Source organism: Oligella sp. HMSC09E12, assembly GCF_001808505.1.
Lineage (GTDB): Bacteria > Pseudomonadota > Gammaproteobacteria > Burkholderiales > Burkholderiaceae_B > Oligella > Oligella urethralis.
Genome location: NZ_KV793595.1, coordinates 24,156 through 39,855, shown reverse-complemented (window position 1 = coordinate 39,855; position 15,700 = coordinate 24,156). Strand labels below are relative to the sequence as shown.

The 15,700-nt window shown below is 43.7% G+C and carries 14 protein-coding genes; 8 read left to right on the top strand and 6 right to left on the bottom strand.

Features of this window, described 5'->3' with window-relative positions; genetic code table 11:
- Positions 1-11: 11 nt before the first annotated feature.
- On the bottom strand, positions 12-1,016 hold the full coding sequence (gene pta, locus HMPREF3179_RS08370; RefSeq protein WP_070470628.1) for a phosphate acetyltransferase: 1,005 nt from the start codon (positions 1,014-1,016) through the stop codon (positions 12-14).
- 146 nt (positions 1,017-1,162) lie between these two features.
- Here pta and HMPREF3179_RS08365 point away from each other — a divergent pair, with 146 nt between their 5' ends.
- Positions 1,163-1,978, top strand: a complete 816-nt coding sequence (locus HMPREF3179_RS08365; RefSeq protein WP_018027048.1) for an IclR family transcriptional regulator — start codon at positions 1,163-1,165, stop codon at positions 1,976-1,978.
- Here HMPREF3179_RS08365 and HMPREF3179_RS08360 read toward each other — a convergent pair.
- Positions 1,975-3,693 carry a cobaltochelatase CobT-related protein gene (locus HMPREF3179_RS08360; RefSeq protein WP_070470626.1) on the bottom strand — a complete coding sequence of 573 codons (1,719 nt, stop codon included), beginning with the start codon at positions 3,691-3,693 and terminating at the stop codon, positions 1,975-1,977. The two genes, HMPREF3179_RS08365 and HMPREF3179_RS08360, sit on opposite strands and share 4 nt — an antisense overlap.
- A 16-nt stretch (positions 3,694-3,709) precedes the next feature.
- On the bottom strand, positions 3,710-4,672 hold the full coding sequence (locus HMPREF3179_RS08355; RefSeq protein WP_018027046.1) for an AAA family ATPase: 963 nt from the start codon (positions 4,670-4,672) through the stop codon (positions 3,710-3,712).
- Between the two features lie 260 nt (positions 4,673-4,932).
- Here HMPREF3179_RS08355 and xsc point away from each other — a divergent pair, with 260 nt between their 5' ends.
- The 7 genes from xsc (at position 4,933) to HMPREF3179_RS08320 (ending at position 12,646) form a co-directional block, all read left to right on the top strand.
- The gene (gene xsc / locus HMPREF3179_RS08350; RefSeq protein ID WP_070470624.1) at positions 4,933-6,747 is read left to right on the top strand and encodes a sulfoacetaldehyde acetyltransferase; all 1,815 of its coding nucleotides are present in this window, start codon (positions 4,933-4,935) and stop codon (positions 6,745-6,747) included.
- Positions 6,748-6,822: 75 nt separating this feature from the next.
- Positions 6,823-7,212: a nuclear transport factor 2 family protein gene (locus HMPREF3179_RS08345; protein WP_070470622.1), complete on the top strand. Its 390-nt coding sequence runs from the start codon at positions 6,823-6,825 to the stop codon at positions 7,210-7,212.
- Positions 7,213-7,215: 3 nt separating this feature from the next.
- Positions 7,216-8,652: an NAD(P)/FAD-dependent oxidoreductase gene (locus HMPREF3179_RS08340; protein WP_070470621.1), complete on the top strand. Its 1,437-nt coding sequence runs from the start codon at positions 7,216-7,218 to the stop codon at positions 8,650-8,652.
- A 72-nt stretch (positions 8,653-8,724) separates the two neighbouring features.
- Positions 8,725-9,720 carry a TRAP transporter substrate-binding protein gene (locus HMPREF3179_RS08335; RefSeq protein WP_018027042.1) on the top strand — a complete coding sequence of 332 codons (996 nt, stop codon included), beginning with the start codon at positions 8,725-8,727 and terminating at the stop codon, positions 9,718-9,720.
- A 121-nt stretch (positions 9,721-9,841) separates the two neighbouring features.
- Complete coding sequence (locus HMPREF3179_RS08330; protein WP_018027041.1) at positions 9,842-10,402, top strand: TRAP transporter small permease; 561 nt, start codon at positions 9,842-9,844, stop codon at positions 10,400-10,402.
- Positions 10,403-10,404: 2 nt separating this feature from the next.
- The gene (locus HMPREF3179_RS08325; protein WP_018027040.1) at positions 10,405-11,745 is read left to right on the top strand and encodes a TRAP transporter large permease; all 1,341 of its coding nucleotides are present in this window, start codon (positions 10,405-10,407) and stop codon (positions 11,743-11,745) included.
- 1 nt (position 11,746) lies between these two features.
- On the top strand, positions 11,747-12,646 hold the full coding sequence (locus HMPREF3179_RS08320; protein WP_070470619.1) for a cache domain-containing protein: 900 nt from the start codon (positions 11,747-11,749) through the stop codon (positions 12,644-12,646).
- 157 nt (positions 12,647-12,803) lie between these two features.
- On the opposite strand, the gene HMPREF3179_RS08315 is transcribed toward HMPREF3179_RS08320, so the two are convergent.
- From HMPREF3179_RS08315 to HMPREF3179_RS08305, 3 genes are read right to left on the bottom strand one after another with little or no spacing between them, the layout of a single operon-like run.
- Positions 12,804-13,796, bottom strand: coding sequence for an isoaspartyl peptidase/L-asparaginase family protein (locus HMPREF3179_RS08315; RefSeq protein ID WP_018027038.1), 993 nt, complete (start codon positions 13,794-13,796; stop codon positions 12,804-12,806).
- Positions 13,797-13,800: 4 nt separating this feature from the next.
- Positions 13,801-15,012: an aminotransferase class I/II-fold pyridoxal phosphate-dependent enzyme gene (locus HMPREF3179_RS08310; RefSeq protein ID WP_018027037.1), complete on the bottom strand. Its 1,212-nt coding sequence runs from the start codon at positions 15,010-15,012 to the stop codon at positions 13,801-13,803.
- Positions 14,999-15,700: a creatininase family protein gene (locus HMPREF3179_RS08305; protein WP_018027036.1), complete on the bottom strand. Its 702-nt coding sequence runs from the start codon at positions 15,698-15,700 to the stop codon at positions 14,999-15,001. The genes HMPREF3179_RS08310 and HMPREF3179_RS08305 overlap by 14 nt, the downstream gene beginning before the upstream one ends.

The following is a 15,700-nucleotide window of genomic DNA, read 5'->3' as shown; positions in this document are numbered from 1 at the left end:
TGATTTAGGATTTAGTTATTAACGCTTTGCGCTTGTAGTGAAGTTACCGCTATAACATAAAAGATATCATTCACATGACAGCCGCGAGATAGATCGTTGGCTGGCTTTTGTAAGCCTTGAAGTAAGGGACCGATCGCCGTCGCACCGCCAATACGTTCAGCAATTTTGTAGCTGATATTACCGGCATCTAGGTTTGGAAAAATAAACACGTTTGCCTGACCGTTAACACTGGAATGTTTGATTTTTTTAGCCGCAATGTCAGGTACAAAAGCCGCATCAAATTGTACCTCACCGTCAATGGCGATGTTGGGGAGCTTGTCTTTAATCAAGGTGGCTGCTTGTGTAACTTTATCGACAGCAGGATGTTTAGCACTTCCGGCAGTAGAAAAGCTCAACATTGCAATACGGGGATCAACATTCAAAAGATCCTTTGCGCTTTTTGAGGCAGCAATAGTAATCGCAGCTAACTCTTCGACATCGGGATCAATGATTAGACCGCAATCACTAAAGATAACAGGTCTTTCTTGTGCGTCCGGCGACTGTTTTAAAAGCATCAAGAAAAAGCTCGACACAATCGCTGTATCAGGTCTTTTTCCTATCAATTGCAAAGCGTTTCTGACGACATCTGCGGTGCTATACACAGCGCCTGCCACTGAGCCTTGAGCTAAGTCACTGTGTACCATCATATTGGCAAAACATAAGGGATCGTCAAGCGCGTGTTCAGCTTGTGCCGCTGTCATACCCTTGTGGGCACGTTGTTTTACTAGGGCGTTCACAAGTTGTGGACGATTTTTTGAGCTTTTAGTATCTTCGATTTCGAGAAGAGAAATATCCAGCTCATATTCTTTTGCCTTATTTTGGATTTTATTCTCATCTCCCACTAAGATGATCTTTGCTATACCTTCATTTTGAGCTTTTAAGGCTGCATTTAAAATGCGAATATCTTCAGCCTCACATAGCGTAATGGTCGCAGGAGCTTGTTTGGCTCTGTTGATGATTTGTTGTAATATTGACACGAATAATCCCTAATCTCATTTAATGATACTATTTATATCGAATTTTATGATTATATGTCAAATCTACCGTTTATTAATATTTAAGTCAAGTTTTTATATTAAAATAATCTAATAACAAGGGATTGTTAAGGAGGATATTTGTTTTTATGGACAATTTATCAGATAGAAAATTTGTAGAGCAAATCAGTATTGCGGGCGATACGCCGACCTTGCGCTTGTTGAGCCTTCTAGAGTTGATTGCTAGTCAGGAGCAGAAGTTTTCCTTGCAAAGCTTGGTTGACAGTACCGATTTGCCTAAGCCCACCCTGCATCGTATGCTGCAACAGTTAGAAGCTTCAGGTATGTTGGCGCGAGAAGTTGATGGGCGTCATTATTGTATTGGTTCGCGCCTCCGGCGCATGGCAGAGGATCTGCTGATCAATGACACTCGCTATGGCGCACGCCATATGATTTTGCGTGCATTGGGGGAGGAATTGGGTGAAAATTGCAATCTGACGACACTGTCTGGGAATGAGGTCTTATATGTTGATCGCATTGAAAGTGATGAGCCCTTACGGTTTTATTTAAGGCCCGGATCTAGAGTGCCAGTACATTGTTCAGCGAGCGGTAAGGTTTTGTTATCTCAATTCTCTCCTTCGCAACGTAAGCGCATGCTGGGTAATGCTAATTTTAAGGCTTATACAAAGAATACGATTACGGAGCTCGATGCATTAAATAGCGAATTGTCCCGCGTTAAAGAACAGGGTTACGCTTTTGACAACGAGGAATTTTTACCTGGATTGTTTTGTGTAGCGGTTTTAGTGCCACGCCGTGATGGTAGCCGTTCAAATTTGGCAGTGGCAACGCAGGCACCGATCATGCGTATGACACCAGATAAGGCTTTGGCAGCATTGCCTGCCTTGCAACGTGCCGCAAAGTCTTTGATGATGGTCGAGGATGATTTTGAGCGCGGGCTTGCTTAATAAGCGCGCCTAAATGGGTTAAGGCTTTGTACAAAGTCATCTATAAAGTGATTGTCCAAGCCTTTCTCTAGATCAGCAATTAGACAGTTCCGATACAAATGCCCCAGGTCTAAGCCGATACCAATACCCCAAATCTCAATACCCAAGTGTTGTTGTTGAGCCAAAACATGTTGTAAGTGATGGACAAGGTATTTGTCATGATTGGCTAGTGCAGTGGCGCTATCCATTGGTTCTCCGTCAGAAATAACATATAACACCTTGCGTTTACTGTCTTGCTCTAATAGACGTTGTACAGCCCATATCACAGCCTCACCGTCCACACCTTCACGATACAAGTCTTGTTTTAGTAGTGCCATGATACTGCGATTGGCTTGTTGCCAATTCGTGGTAGCGTCTTTGAAGATTCGGAAGTCTATTTCATTTAAGCGGCCTGGGTTGGCTTTGCGACCGGTTGCTTGCCAACGGCGATAGGGACGACCGCCATTCCAAGCATTCGTAGAAAAGCCTAAAACCTCGGTTTTGGTACCAGTTTTTTCCAAGGCTTCAATCAAGATATCTATCATAAGAGTAAGTGTTTCTGCGTGATGCTTCATGGAGCCAGAGCAGTCGATCAAGAAACTGACGCTACATTCATTTCTCCATTGCGGTAGCATTTCTTTAAATAAGCGTCGCTCTGTTGGTGAACTGATGAGTTGACTTAGTCGTCGTCCGTCAATCAAGCCTTCTTCACGATCCCATTCCCATTGTGTGGCGGTAGGTGTTAATAATACTTTACGTAGACGTTGAATCAGCAGGTGAAAAGAGATTTGTTGGTGCTGACGACGCTGATTAATAAGTTCTCGATATTGCTCCAGTAGCTCTGGACGTATACCTTCCGCTACATAGGTAGTGGTGTCAAAATCACGCATAAAAACTTGGTAATCATGACTCACGCCATCGCTCAAAATGCGAGAGGTATTACTCTCATGTGTCGGTTCCTGCTCGGACTCATCAAAATCGTCCATGTCCAGGAATAACGCAAAATGCTCCTCTTCGGTATCCTCCTTATCATCTATTGTTTGTTTTCCATGGTTTTGATGTGCATGTGCTACGGATGCGGCAATAAAATCGGCAATGGATAGCGCATAGGGGATGTAGTCAGCTTGACTGCTTTTAAAGCGTCTTAAACCAGCTAAATCTGCGCCTAAAGAGGCGCTTAACGCTGCTCTCGTTGACTCAATAAAATCTTCTGTTTCAGGATACACTGGTAAAGCTAGTAAGCGACTCCAGCACATTTGAGCAGTGGTGTAGAGTAGAATGCCGATCTCGGTTTGACTTTGGGCGGCATGATGAAAGCCCGCCGACCAATGATAAAAGCGTTGCTGAAGATTGTGTTTTACACCAGGTAAATTATCTGGCACCAGTGATTCGCAACGTAATGTTTCTAGCCAATCAAAGATAAGGCGAGCAATGGGTAATTCGGGGCGGTGCTTTTGATGCAGTTGTTTATCGCTATAGTTCAAGCGCAGTGACAAGCTGTCAGCCACACCACGCAAGGAGTCCGCTTCTTCTACTTCCTGCAAGCGTAAATGCGGACCGTAATTTAGCACGTGATTGCCCTGATAAAACTGCTGTTGTCGTATATGCACCTTGGGATCGGCTGTTAACGCTCTCGTTGTGGAGGCATTCAATTCACGCAGTCGTCGTTGTTGTCTTAACTGGTCGGTGGTGTTCATCACAATAACTCACTATTTATAACCGAGGTTTTAGCTGTAACTCCTCATTAAAACAACGCTGATAAAGTTCTGCTACCAAGGCGTGTTCAGATTCATCACATTTATTTAAAAATGACACCATAAAAGCATGCTGCTTATTTTTAAAAATCGTACAGTTTTCAGCCCAAGTGATGACGGTACGAGGCGACATAAGGGTGGATAGGTCGCCGACGGCAAAGGCATTGCGCGTGAGGTTGGCTAAAGCAACCATCGCATTAATATCTGCTAAGCCCTGTGCATGATTCTTGATGGGTACGCGAGCTGCCACAATGGCGACCTCTTCTTCAGGGCTTAAGTAGTTTAGGGTCGTCACAATATTCCAGCGGTCAAGTTGTGCATGGTTAAGGCTATGCGTGCCATGATATAAACCAGTGCTATCACCTAAGCCTACTGTATTAGCAGTAGCAAATATACGAAAATAGGGATGTGGTGTTAAGACACGATTTTGATCAAGTAAAGTAAATTGTCCATCATGTTCTAAGATTTGCTGAATAACAAACATCACATCGGGGCGCCCAGCATCATACTCATCCAGAATTAAGGCGACGGGTCGCTGTAACGCCCAAGGAATTACGCCTTCCTGAAAAGCTGTAATTTGTAGACCATCTTGAATACGAATCGTGTCCTTGCCCACTAGGTCCAAGCGACTGATGTGTCCGTCCAAATTTACTCTGATACATGGCCAATTTAAGCGCGCTGCGACTTGTTCAATATGCGTTGATTTACCGGTGCCGTGTCTGCCTTGAACCATAACGCGACGGTTGTTGTTGAAACCGGCCAGTATCGCCAAAGTGACCTCCGGATTAAAACGATAGGCCTCATCAATCGCAGGCACATACTCATTTCTTGCGCTAAACGCCTTAACTTTCAAAGCGTTATCTATACCAAACAAATCAGTTATTGATACATCCAGTTCTGGTTTTTCAAGAAAATCATTCATGTCTTACCCCAAATCAAATATTTGCATTAGTTTGTCTCGTTTATATGCATTATGAACGATTTTCATGGAATAAATCCTAGGGTTTTCCCGTTTTTCAATAAAAAATGGAATATTTTGTTCCTTTTTTTGATTTTATGTGTTAGTTTTGATTCTGAGTTGTATAAATATCACTTTTAAATCGCTTGGTGTTTCAAGCACATTAAACTTATGTGTTTTTAGTCTGTCCGCTTAAAGCGACAGGTTTTTTAGGAGACGAAAAAATGAGTCAAGAAATTGATAATCGCAAGCCTGTTACCGGTATGACAAAGATGACTCCTTCGGAGGCATTCGTTGAGACCTTGGTTGCTAACGGTGTTAGAGATATCTTCGGTATTATGGGTTCAGCGTTTATGGACGCAATGGATATTTTTGCACCAGCAGGTATCCGATTGATTCCTGTAGTTCATGAGCAGGGCGCAGCGCATATGGCGGATGGATATTCTAGAGTGTCGGGTCGTCACGGTGTTGTGATTGGTCAAAACGGCCCTGGTATCAGTAACTGTGTGACTGGTATTGCTGCAGCCTACTGGGCTCATAGTCCTGTCGTGATGATTACCCCCGAAGCTGGTACCAACACCATGGGCTTAGGCGGTTTCCAAGAGTGTAATCAATTGCCGATGTTCCAAGAATTTACCAAGTATCAGGGTCATGTCACTAACCCAAGTCGTATGGCTGAGTATACAGCACGTTGTTTTGATCGCGCTAAGAGCGAAATGGGTCCTACACAGTTAAATATTCCACGTGACTACTTCTATGGTGAAATTACGTGTGAGATTCCATTGCCGCGCGAGATTGATCGTGGCTATGGTGGTGAGCAGTCGCTTCAAAAGGCGATTGAGCTTTTGAAAAATGCGAAGTTCCCAGTCATTATTTCTGGTGGCGGTGTGGTGATGGGTGATGCCGTCGAGGAGTGTATTGCTTTAGCTGAGCGCTTGGGTGCACCCGTTGTTAACAGCTATCAGCACAATGACTCATTCCCAGCCAGTCATCCTCAGTGGTGTGGTCCTTTAGGCTACCAAGGTTCTAAGGCAGGTATGAAGCTGATTTCTCAGGCTGATGTCGTGATTGCTTTAGGTTCACGTTTAGGGCCATTCGGTACCTTACCGCAGTATGGTATGGATTATTGGCCTGCCGATGCCAAAATCATTCAGATTGATGCGGATCACAAGGTGCTTGGTTTAGTTAAAAAGATTGCCGTCGGTATTTGCGGTGATGCCAAAGCAGTAGCGCAAGAATTGGTTAAACGTTTAGCTGATGAAAACTTAGCGAGCGATGCGACTAAAGAAGAGCGTGCCAAGAAAATTGCAGCTGAAAAAGCAGCGTGGGAAGAAGAGTTGGATAATTGGACTCATGAAACTGACCCGTATAGTTTGGACATGATCGCTGAAAACGCCAAGGAAAAAACGTTTAACGGTGGTGATTATCTCCACCCACGTCAAGTGTTACGTGAGTTAGAAAAGGCAATGCCAGAAAATGTGATGGTGTCGACTGATATCGGTAACATTAACTCGGTTGCACATAGTTACTTGCGTTTTGAAAAGCCGCGCAGCTTCTTTGCGCCGATGAGTTTTGGTAACTGCGGCTACGCTTTACCTACAATTATCGGTGCCAAGGCCGCCGCTCCTGATCGTCCTGCTATTGCCTATGCTGGCGATGGTGCTTGGGGGATGAGCATGATGGAAGTTATGACTGCGGTGCGTCATGATATTCCAGTGACTGCTGTGGTGTTCCACAACCGTCAATGGGGCGCAGAGAAGAAAAACCAAGTTGAGTTCTATAATCGTCGCTTTGTTGCGGGTGAACTGGATAACTCTTCTTTTGCAGAAATCGCTCGTTCAATGGGCGCTGAAGGCATCGTCGTTGATCGTCTCGAAGACGTTGGTCCAGCCCTGAAAAAAGCGATCGATATGCAAATGAACGAGGGTAAGACTTGCGTTATCGAAATTATGTGTACTCGCGAATTAGGTGATCCGTTCCGTCGTGATGCGTTACGTAAGCCTGTGCGTCTATTAGACAAGTACAAAGATTACGTATAAGCTTATCGAGCGAATTTTTAGGCGAGTTAGTGGTGTTTCCGCCTCGCCTAAAAAGTTCTCAAAAGGAGAGAGATAATGAGTAAAGATAAATTAGAGATTCTTAGAGAATACTATAAAGCATGGAATGCTCATGATGTAGAGAGATTAATGAGTATGACGGCAGATGATTGTGTTTTTTACACCATTGCCGGTCCTACCATCATGGGTACTGAAAATCGAGGTCGTGAACAAGTTCGTGCTGCGTATGAGTCAGCGTGGAATAACTTCCCTGATGCTGCGTGGTTAGATGGTGAGTATTATTTATTGGAAGAAAATAAGGCTTTAGCTGTTTGTCGATTTAAAGGAACTGATTTAAACGGTGCCAAACATGAAGCTCAAATGGTCGATTTGTTTGAGTTTGACGGCGATAAAATTAAGGTCAAAAACGCATTCCGTAAAAATCGTCCACCAATCAGCGGAGAGTAAGTTATGGTCATGCAGATAAATGAGGTGACCACTACCGAGAGTGCAACCCAGGCGCGGGTACCCTATGATCCAAGCTATGACCCTTTGATGGACAAGACGCCTGGACTGGGTCGAGACTATGCGCCCACCTATTGGATTGGTACGGCGGGTGAGCCACCGGCAGATGATGGTCCGGTGACTCAAACGATGGAAGTAGATGTAGCCATTATCGGTGCTGGCTTTACAGGGCTGACAGCAGCCATCTTTCTAGCTCAAGAATATGGTATCAAAGCAACTGTTTTAGAGGCTAATCGCACTGCCTGGGGATGTAGTACACGTAATGGCGGTCAAGCGCAATGTGCGTCAGGACGTTTAAAGCGTTCTCAGTGGATTCAACGTTGGGGTTTAGAAACGGCCAAGAAAATGCATCAGGAATGCGTTGATGGCATGGAAACTTTTAAGGAGTTAATCAAAGATATTGATTGCGATCCTCAGCCAGGCGGTCACTTCTATATCGCACACCGAGAAAGAATTATGTCAGCCCTAAGGCAGGAGGCGGAGTTGCTGCGTAATACTTTCGGCTATAACGCACAAATTATAGATGCCGCCACATTGCGCAATGAGTATGTCAATGACCATGAGGCTTGCGGTGCTATGCACGAGCCAGAAGGGATTGGTATTCATGCTGGTAAACTCGCTTTTGGCTATGTCAAAAAGGCACGAGCCTTAGGTGTAAAAGTGCACCCCTCCAGTCCAGTGCAATCCTGGGAAACCCGTGATGGTTATCACTTTTTGCATACGCCTGGTGGCGTAGTTAAAGCAAAAGCCGTTGGGGTGGCTACAGGTGGCTATACTAACAACAGTTTACATAAGGAGTTTAAAAATCGGTTATTGCCAATTTTATCCAACTCCGTAGTGACTCGCCCCTTAACAGCTGATGAAATTGAGGCGTGCCGCTTTTATACGCATCAAGTTTTGACGGATACACGAGTGCTTCGTCATTACTATCGATTATTGCCCGATAATCGATTGCAGATTGGGAGCCGTAGCGCAATTACAGGTCGTGTAGCGCCTGAGCAAAAGTATGAAGACTTGCTTAGAGCTTCAATTAAACGTAAATTCCCCGAACTAGGAGATATTCCATTGGAATACTCATGGTGGGGTTGGGTTGATGTTAGTCATGACATGATGCCACGCATTACACAGCCGGATCCTAAGCAGAGCATTTATTATGCCTTAGGATATGGCGGTAACGGGGTCATGTATTCAGCGCAAGCTGGTAAGCGCTTAGCTCAGTGGATCGCTGGTCATGGATCGGAATTGGATCTACCAATTTTCAATAGTCGACTGCCTTTTCCTAACCTATTTGAAAAAGTGGAGTCTGAAACTTTTGCGCCACTCCGCCGACTTGGTCAACGCTTTCTTTATCGTTGGTATCACCTTAAAGACGAGGTGTTGTAGTCAGTAGACGGTGCAGTTTAAATAAATAATAACTATAGTTACTTAACATAGTACATAGTACGGAGACAGAAAATGAAACTTAATAAACTATTCAAAAAAACCGTGGTCGGGGCTTTCGGCTTTTTTCTAGCAACTGCGGTAAGCGCAGCGACATTTAAAGTCGCAATCGGTGATGCGGCTGGCGGTACCCAACACGAATTGGGTAAGGCATTTGCGGCTAGCCTTAAAGAAAAAACTGATGGCAAATACACCGCAGACCTATTTCCTAATAGCCAACTAGGTGACGAGCAAGACACAGTAAATGATGCGGCCATGGGTTTACTTGATTTCTCGATTTTGGCCATCAATAATATCACGCCATTTTCACCCTCCGTTGCTATTTTAACGCTACCTTACATGATTCAAAGTTTGGAAGATGCTAAGCAATTAACACAAGGGGATGTTGGTAAGGAGTTGACGGAAAATACCATCCGTGATGCGGGTGTGCGCATTATCGGTTGGTCTTATTCAGGCTTCCGTGTGTTAACAAACTCCAAGCGCCCGGTTAAAACGTTAGATGATCTAAAGGGCATGGTTATCCGAGTTCCTAAAAATGAATTAATGATTGCAACCTATAAGTCTTGGGGTATTAATCCCAGCCCCTTAGCCTGGAATGAGACCTTTACAGCATTACAACAGCGTGTCGTGGATGGTCAGGATAATCCGTACATCACCGTTGCTGCAATGAAGTTTGATGAAGTCCAAAAGTACATCACCAATATTCGTTATTTATTCTCCTTAGAGCCCTTAATTGTGAGCGAACAAGTGTTCCAGTCACAATCACCAGAAGTTCAGCAGGCAATTTTAGATGCCGGTATGGAGGCTACTGAGCATAGCTATCAGTTTTTGCAAGACACTGAGCAAAAGATTAAAGAAGAATTAGTGGCTAAGGGCATGGAAATCAACGATCCTGCCAATGATGAAAAAGAATGGATCGAGGCGGCGACTAACCAAGTGTGGCCTAAATTCTACGACCAAGTGGGTGGTAAAGAGCGCTTAGATAAAATTCTGAAATCGTTAGGCCGTTAATTAAATCAATTAATTTTCCGGTAAAGCTGTCCGACCGCATCATGTGGTTTTCGGTCGGACGGTGGTCGCCTAAATAGCGGCAACTGATTATCAGCGTAGCTATTTTAAGACGGAGATTTCAATGAGTTTTAAAAAGTTCTTTCTGCATCTTGTTAATCACATCGAAGAGTATGTTTGCGGTCTGCTTCTCTCAACTTTTGTGATTATTCTTTTCGCGCAAATTGTCATGCGCTTTTTCTTTGCGTATTCCATCCCTTGGGCCGAAGAAGTTTCGACCTATATGTTTGTCTGGTTCGCTTATTTGGGTGCGGTGGTTGCCGCCAAAATGTCAGCGCATAATCGTGTAACTGTGCAATTTAAGCTATTCCCACCCATTGTTAAAAAAGTGGTGGAAACGTTTGCCGATTTATTATGGGTAGCTTTTAATATTTTCTTTACCTATTTAAGTTATGACTTCGTCTTTAATCGCATGAATATGTTTTGGAAGTCTCAGACAACCGGTATCCCCATGAAGTATTTCTTTATGGTATTGCCCTTGGCTTTTGCTTTAATGTCCATCCGTATTTTATGGAATAACTATCTTACTTGGTTTAAGCACGTTGAAATCATCGATCCTGAGGCGCAGGAACTCGCCAAGATTCAAGAGGAAGCATCTAAAAATCAACTGGTTAAAGGGGCGTAACGATGGAACAACAAATTGTCTTATTGCTATTTGGTGGCTTTATTTTCTTGCTGCTGATAGGCGCACCGATTACGGTCTCCTTAGCCGGTGCAGCGATGGTGGCATATCTGGTTTTGGACAAAAATCCTATCTCATTTGTACAAATTGCTTTTACCTCCGTAGGTAATTTCCCCTTAATGGCTTTGCCGGCCTTTATATTGGCCGGTGCGCTCATGGAAGCGGCGGGCATTTCTCGGCGTTTAGTCGATATTGCAGAAAGTCTTGCTGGACCGATTACCGGTGGTTTGGGTCTTGCAACAGTAATAGCGTGTTTGTTTTTTGGTGCCATTTCCGGTTCGGGTCCGGCTACCACAGCCGCAGTGGGTATGTTAATGATTCCAGCCATGACCAAGCGTAATTATAATTTAAGCTATGCTTCGGCGATTACAGCTTCGTCTGGCGGTTTAGGCATTATTATTCCGCCATCGATTCCCATGGTGATTTTCGGTATTTCTGCGCTTGGCTTAAGACCGCCGGCTGAGGCCGTTACACTACACGGAGAGTTTGCCAGTGTTTCCATTTCGAAATTATTTATCGCCGGCGTTATTCCTGGTCTGATTATGGCTTCTAGTATTATGGTGATGAATTATTTTATCTCACGCAAGCATGGCTATAAGGGTATGGATAGCGGTTGGAACGGTGCTGGTTTACGACGTTCACTGGTACAAGGGGTTTGGTCTTTATTAGCTCCGCTCTTTATTTTGGGCGGTATTTATGCCGGTTTTTTCACGCCGACAGAATCAGCGGTTGTTGCGATTTTCTACACATTATTCGTTGGTATTTTTATCCACCGGGAAATAACTTTCAAAAAAGTCTTTAACTCCTTGCGTACGACAACTTGGATTACTGGTCGTGTTTTGTTAATTTTATTTGCTGCTACCGTTTTCGGTCGCTTGTTAGTGGAGCAGAAAATTCCTGCTCACATTGCCGAGACCTTGATTAATTTGACGGATAATATGTACCTTATCTGGACTTTATTGATTCTGTTTTTGCTCTTTGTCGGCATGTTTATGGAAACCTTAGCAGCGATTATGATTCTGGTGCCAGTTTTGTTACCAGTGACTTATATGTTGGGTGCGGATCCGACACACGTGGGTATCGTGGTTATCTGCGCCTTATCGGTGGGCTTTATCACACCACCGTTAGGTGAAAATATCTTCGTTGCTTCGGGGATTGGAGGTGCATCTGTCGAGTCAATTGTGGTTAAGGTTCTACCGTTTATTCTGGTCCTAACGATTGCTATCTTTACTATTGCCTTCGTTCCTGGGTTGTCTTTGTGGTTGCCGAGTTTGATGGGGTACTAATATGACAAAGTTTACAAGAAAAGCGATGCTCGTCAGTGTCTTGGCATTGGCTTTCTCAACAGTAGCAACAGCTGAAAACTCGCCTGTGCAGGCTGAAAACGATACGGTTGATATTGTTAAATCCGAGGAGTCTACTCGGGCGCGTGTTGCTCAGTTATTGGACAAGGCTGTGGCGCATATTCAAGAAAATGGCTTAAGCGGCGTTAACGACTTTAATAATGACGAGCGTTTTACTGATCGAGACCTCTATGTGTTCAGTCTAAGTACGGAGGGGATCTTACTTTCCAGCGGCGGTTGGTCTGCTGGTATGGTTGGTGATAATGTGATTAATTACATTGATGCTCAAGGTGTTCCCTTGTTTCAACGTATTATTGATATTGCTAAAGCAGAGGGGGCCGGGGAGGTTGAGTATCTCTGGTACAGCATGAGCTTAGGTAGGGATGAAAACAAACTGACCCGTTTTAAAGTAGTCGATGATATTATCGTTGCCGTAGGCTATACGCCTCACGTTGCCACCGATTCGGAAGTTGTTGATTTGTTAAAACAGGCAGTGAGTGAATATCGTAAGAACCCGATTGCTGCCATGCGTAAGTTCCGTAATCATCAGAGCGGTTTTAGAAATCCGGATAAATATATTTTTGTGTTGGACACTAAAAGTCGACAGATCATTTTTGCCCCGAGTCAGCGTGATTTAGTTCATACTTCTCTAGATAAAGTGCTTGATGTCCAGGGGAAGCCCTTTTTAACAAAAATTGCTGATAGCGCTAACGCTGAAGAGATTCTAAATGAGGAGTACTGGTGGTTTAGTTCAAGGACTAAATCAGTAGAAAAAAGGCATGCCTACTATCAATTGGTAGATGACGACGTTGTCGTTGTTAGCGCTTTTGCAGCCGAACAATAAACTCTTGTTTTTAGTGAACCCGATATAAGACAGCGTTCTTATATCGGGTAATTTTATGGTGAATTTTCCTTTAAACGCTTTGTTTAAAGCCTACCAGTTTCAGAGTAATTTTCCTTGAGCGTAAGTCTTTCTTAAACGTGTATTGTTTCTTTGTGCGTCAAATGCAGAATGGCTCCTCGTCATAGATGGCGACTCTGGGCTCTTCATTTTGATACGCAAATGCCCTATACATACCACCAGAGTTAAAGGGCAAGCTGATATTGCCTTGACTATCAACAGCTATGAGGCCACCGACGCCGTTAATTGCTGTTAGCTTTTCAATCACTTTGTGTGCGGCGTCGTTAATGGTGAGCTGACAGTATTCAATAAGTGCAGAAATGTCATAGGCTGCAACAAGCTCAATAAAACGCTCTCCTTCACCAGTGCATGAGACTGCACAGGTTCTATTGTTAGCATACGTGCCAGCGCCGATGATGGGAGTATCACCTACTCGTCCTATTTGCTTGTTAGTAAGGCCGCCAGTTGAGGTTGCTGCGGCTAAATTACCATAGCTATCAAGAGCTACAGCTCCTACCGTGCCCATTTTGTTGTTTTCATCCAGAGGTGCCTTTCTCTTAGACGTTAATGTTTGAGCATTATGATCTAATACTGCTTTTTTAGTATTAGTTTTCTTTAAATGCAACAATTGCTCATATCTAAATTCAGTATTGAAAAAGTCAGGGCTTACCAACTCTAACCCATGTTCTTTAGCAAAACGATGAGCACCCTCACCAACAAAAAAAGCATGATGACTGTGTCGTAGCACTGCTCTTGCCGCTTGAACAGGATTCTTAATTCGGTTAACGATGCTTACGGCGCCAGTTTTTAATGTTAAGCCATCCATGATGGCTGCATCTAATTCATGTGTCTCGTCAGCGGTAAAAACTGAGCCCTTTCCAGCATTAAACAGCTCACAATCTTCAAGCAATGAAACAGCATGTGTGACGGCATCAACAGCACTGCCTCCGTTTTCGATTATCTCTATTCCCGCCTTAGCAATATTGGCTAAACTCTCGGTGTAATTTTTAGCCTGTTCAGTGGTGATTACTTCTTTTGAGATAGCGCCAGCTCCTCCGTGAATCACTAGAACAGGGCGAAAAGATTCAGTCATAAGTTTAAGCATCCTTAAAATTAAAATGGTCGTAGAAAGCTTGAGGCAATATGGTAGGCATGTTGATACAACCAGCTGTTAGTCGCATCCCTACGGGACAATCTGGTACCTTGATAGGCATAGGGTGTGCAGGTGTGGTAAACCAAACGCCTAAATCTACGTTTAATTTTCGTTCAAGCTCAAGTATGTTATCTTTTACATGCTTGCCTGCATAAAGCGGGTAACGCAAAAATGTGGGTCGACTATTGTTCACGACCAGTGGCTTTTCATAGCCATTGTTATCACACCATTGGTTCCAAAACCGTGTCGCCTTATCCCGTTGGCTTTGAAACTTCTCTAGTTTAGAGAATTGTTTTAAGAATAATGTAGCAATGGCTGGGCTCATTAATTCCTTGTAATGAGCTATGAATTTGCCTTCTAGCTCATCCGTAAACATTTGCGGGATAGCATGCTCTTTTTGTATGCTTAAGGGCAGGTTATTGTTTTGTTCATATAATAATAGAAAAGTTTCTAATAAACTTTTAGTCTTTTCTGTGGAGATTGTTGGTGATTGTCTTTTTAAGGCTAATAAAGACTCACTGATAGTGGGGTTGTCAGTAGAGCTAATACCACCATGGACCGTGTTGATGATTTTTGAACGCTCTGAACTGAAAATGGAGATATCTCCTAATGCACCGAGTTTCTGTCCTTCCCATTCAGCTCCTAAGGCATGGGCACAATCTTCAATGATCCATAAGTCGTTCTCCCTTGCCCAAGCTATAGTTTCTTTTATATCTTTAGGAATAAGACCAAAGGTATACTGCAGGAGTATTCCTTTGGTTCTAGCGCTTAACTTTTTGCGCACCTCTGTGATGGAGAGCCCATAACTCTGTTCTTCGATATCAGCATAAACAGGCACCACCTGCTGAAACTTGAAGGCATTAATCACGGCCTGACAGGTGAAAGCAGGCACAATAACTTCATCGCCAGGTTGAAGATTAAGTGCCTTAATCGAAGCATATAGGGCAGTTCTGCCACCAGTCCAAGCAATACTTGTATTAACGCCAAGCCATTTGGAGAATTCTGACTCTAGCTTTAAAACATCGTCCCCAACATGGGTCAGGGACTCAATCTTTGCTAAAAGCTCTTTAGCTAGCAGATAGTCATCTTCCTCAATAGTTGCAGAAAGAATGGGAACAGCTGGAAAAGCAAATTTTGACTCGTTAAATCCAGTCATTTTCTAAAGCCTCGCGAGTTTCTAAAACGCCTATTTGCCAAATTTTTTCCATACTGAGATCATCTTTTTGGTAGTCGCCACCATAATTACCATCTCCGCAATATTCCCGCACCTGTTTGGCACTTAAAAGCTTATTGGTTTTTAAATTAATCATAGGTTTTTGCACTGTAGGCATAGTTACGCCTTCTATACGGGTGATGGGAAAGTTTTCCATCCATGACGCATGCGATGCTATGGGATCTATCTCAGTGACTGTTGCCATAGTTTTTGGCGCTGCCCACCAATTATGAATTTTGACTTGCATCTCATCACGAGACTTTAGCCACTCTTGAATCTCAGCAGCGACAGGGCTGTTGCCACCATGTCCATTGACAAAGAGAATGCGTCGAAACCCCTGTAGTTGTAGGCTGTCAAGAATGTCCCTTATTAATGCAAAATAGGTGGCTGGTTTTAATGAAACGGTGCCTGGGTATGCACTAAAGTATGGTGTCATGCCAAATGCAACGCCAGGCATGACTGGGACGCCAAGGGGTTCTGCAGCTTCAAGAGAGATGTTCTCTGCTAGGAGTAGGTCTGTACACAAACTTAAATAAGCATGCTGTTCGGTGCTGCCTAGCGGAACAATGATGCGGTCATCTTTACTGAGGTATTCCTCAACTTGCATCCAATTCATATCTTTAATAAACAT

What these genes read in the sequence shown, in the direction of transcription:
- HMPREF3179_RS08365 (WP_018027048.1), top strand. Translation starts at nt 1,163, where the DNA reads ATGGACAATTTATCAGATAGAAAATTTGTAGAGCAAATCAGTATTGCG.
- HMPREF3179_RS08360 (WP_070470626.1), bottom strand. Translation starts at nt 3,693, where the DNA reads ATGAACACCACCGACCAGTTAAGACAACAACGACGACTGCGTGAATTG.
- HMPREF3179_RS08355 (WP_018027046.1), bottom strand. Translation starts at nt 4,672, where the DNA reads ATGAATGATTTTCTTGAAAAACCAGAACTGGATGTATCAATAACTGAT.
- xsc (WP_070470624.1), top strand. Translation starts at nt 4,933, where the DNA reads ATGAGTCAAGAAATTGATAATCGCAAGCCTGTTACCGGTATGACAAAG.
- HMPREF3179_RS08345 (WP_070470622.1), top strand. Translation starts at nt 6,823, where the DNA reads ATGAGTAAAGATAAATTAGAGATTCTTAGAGAATACTATAAAGCATGG.
- HMPREF3179_RS08340 (WP_070470621.1), top strand. Translation starts at nt 7,216, where the DNA reads ATGGTCATGCAGATAAATGAGGTGACCACTACCGAGAGTGCAACCCAG.
- HMPREF3179_RS08335 (WP_018027042.1), top strand. Translation starts at nt 8,725, where the DNA reads ATGAAACTTAATAAACTATTCAAAAAAACCGTGGTCGGGGCTTTCGGC.
- HMPREF3179_RS08330 (WP_018027041.1), top strand. Translation starts at nt 9,842, where the DNA reads ATGAGTTTTAAAAAGTTCTTTCTGCATCTTGTTAATCACATCGAAGAG.
- HMPREF3179_RS08325 (WP_018027040.1), top strand. Translation starts at nt 10,405, where the DNA reads ATGGAACAACAAATTGTCTTATTGCTATTTGGTGGCTTTATTTTCTTG.
- HMPREF3179_RS08320 (WP_070470619.1), top strand. Translation starts at nt 11,747, where the DNA reads ATGACAAAGTTTACAAGAAAAGCGATGCTCGTCAGTGTCTTGGCATTG.
- HMPREF3179_RS08315 (WP_018027038.1), bottom strand. Translation starts at nt 13,796, where the DNA reads ATGACTGAATCTTTTCGCCCTGTTCTAGTGATTCACGGAGGAGCTGGC.
- HMPREF3179_RS08310 (WP_018027037.1), bottom strand. Translation starts at nt 15,012, where the DNA reads ATGACTGGATTTAACGAGTCAAAATTTGCTTTTCCAGCTGTTCCCATT.
- HMPREF3179_RS08305 (WP_018027036.1), bottom strand. Translation starts at nt 15,700, where the DNA reads ATGTTTATTAAAGATATGAATTGGATGCAAGTTGAGGAATACCTCAGT.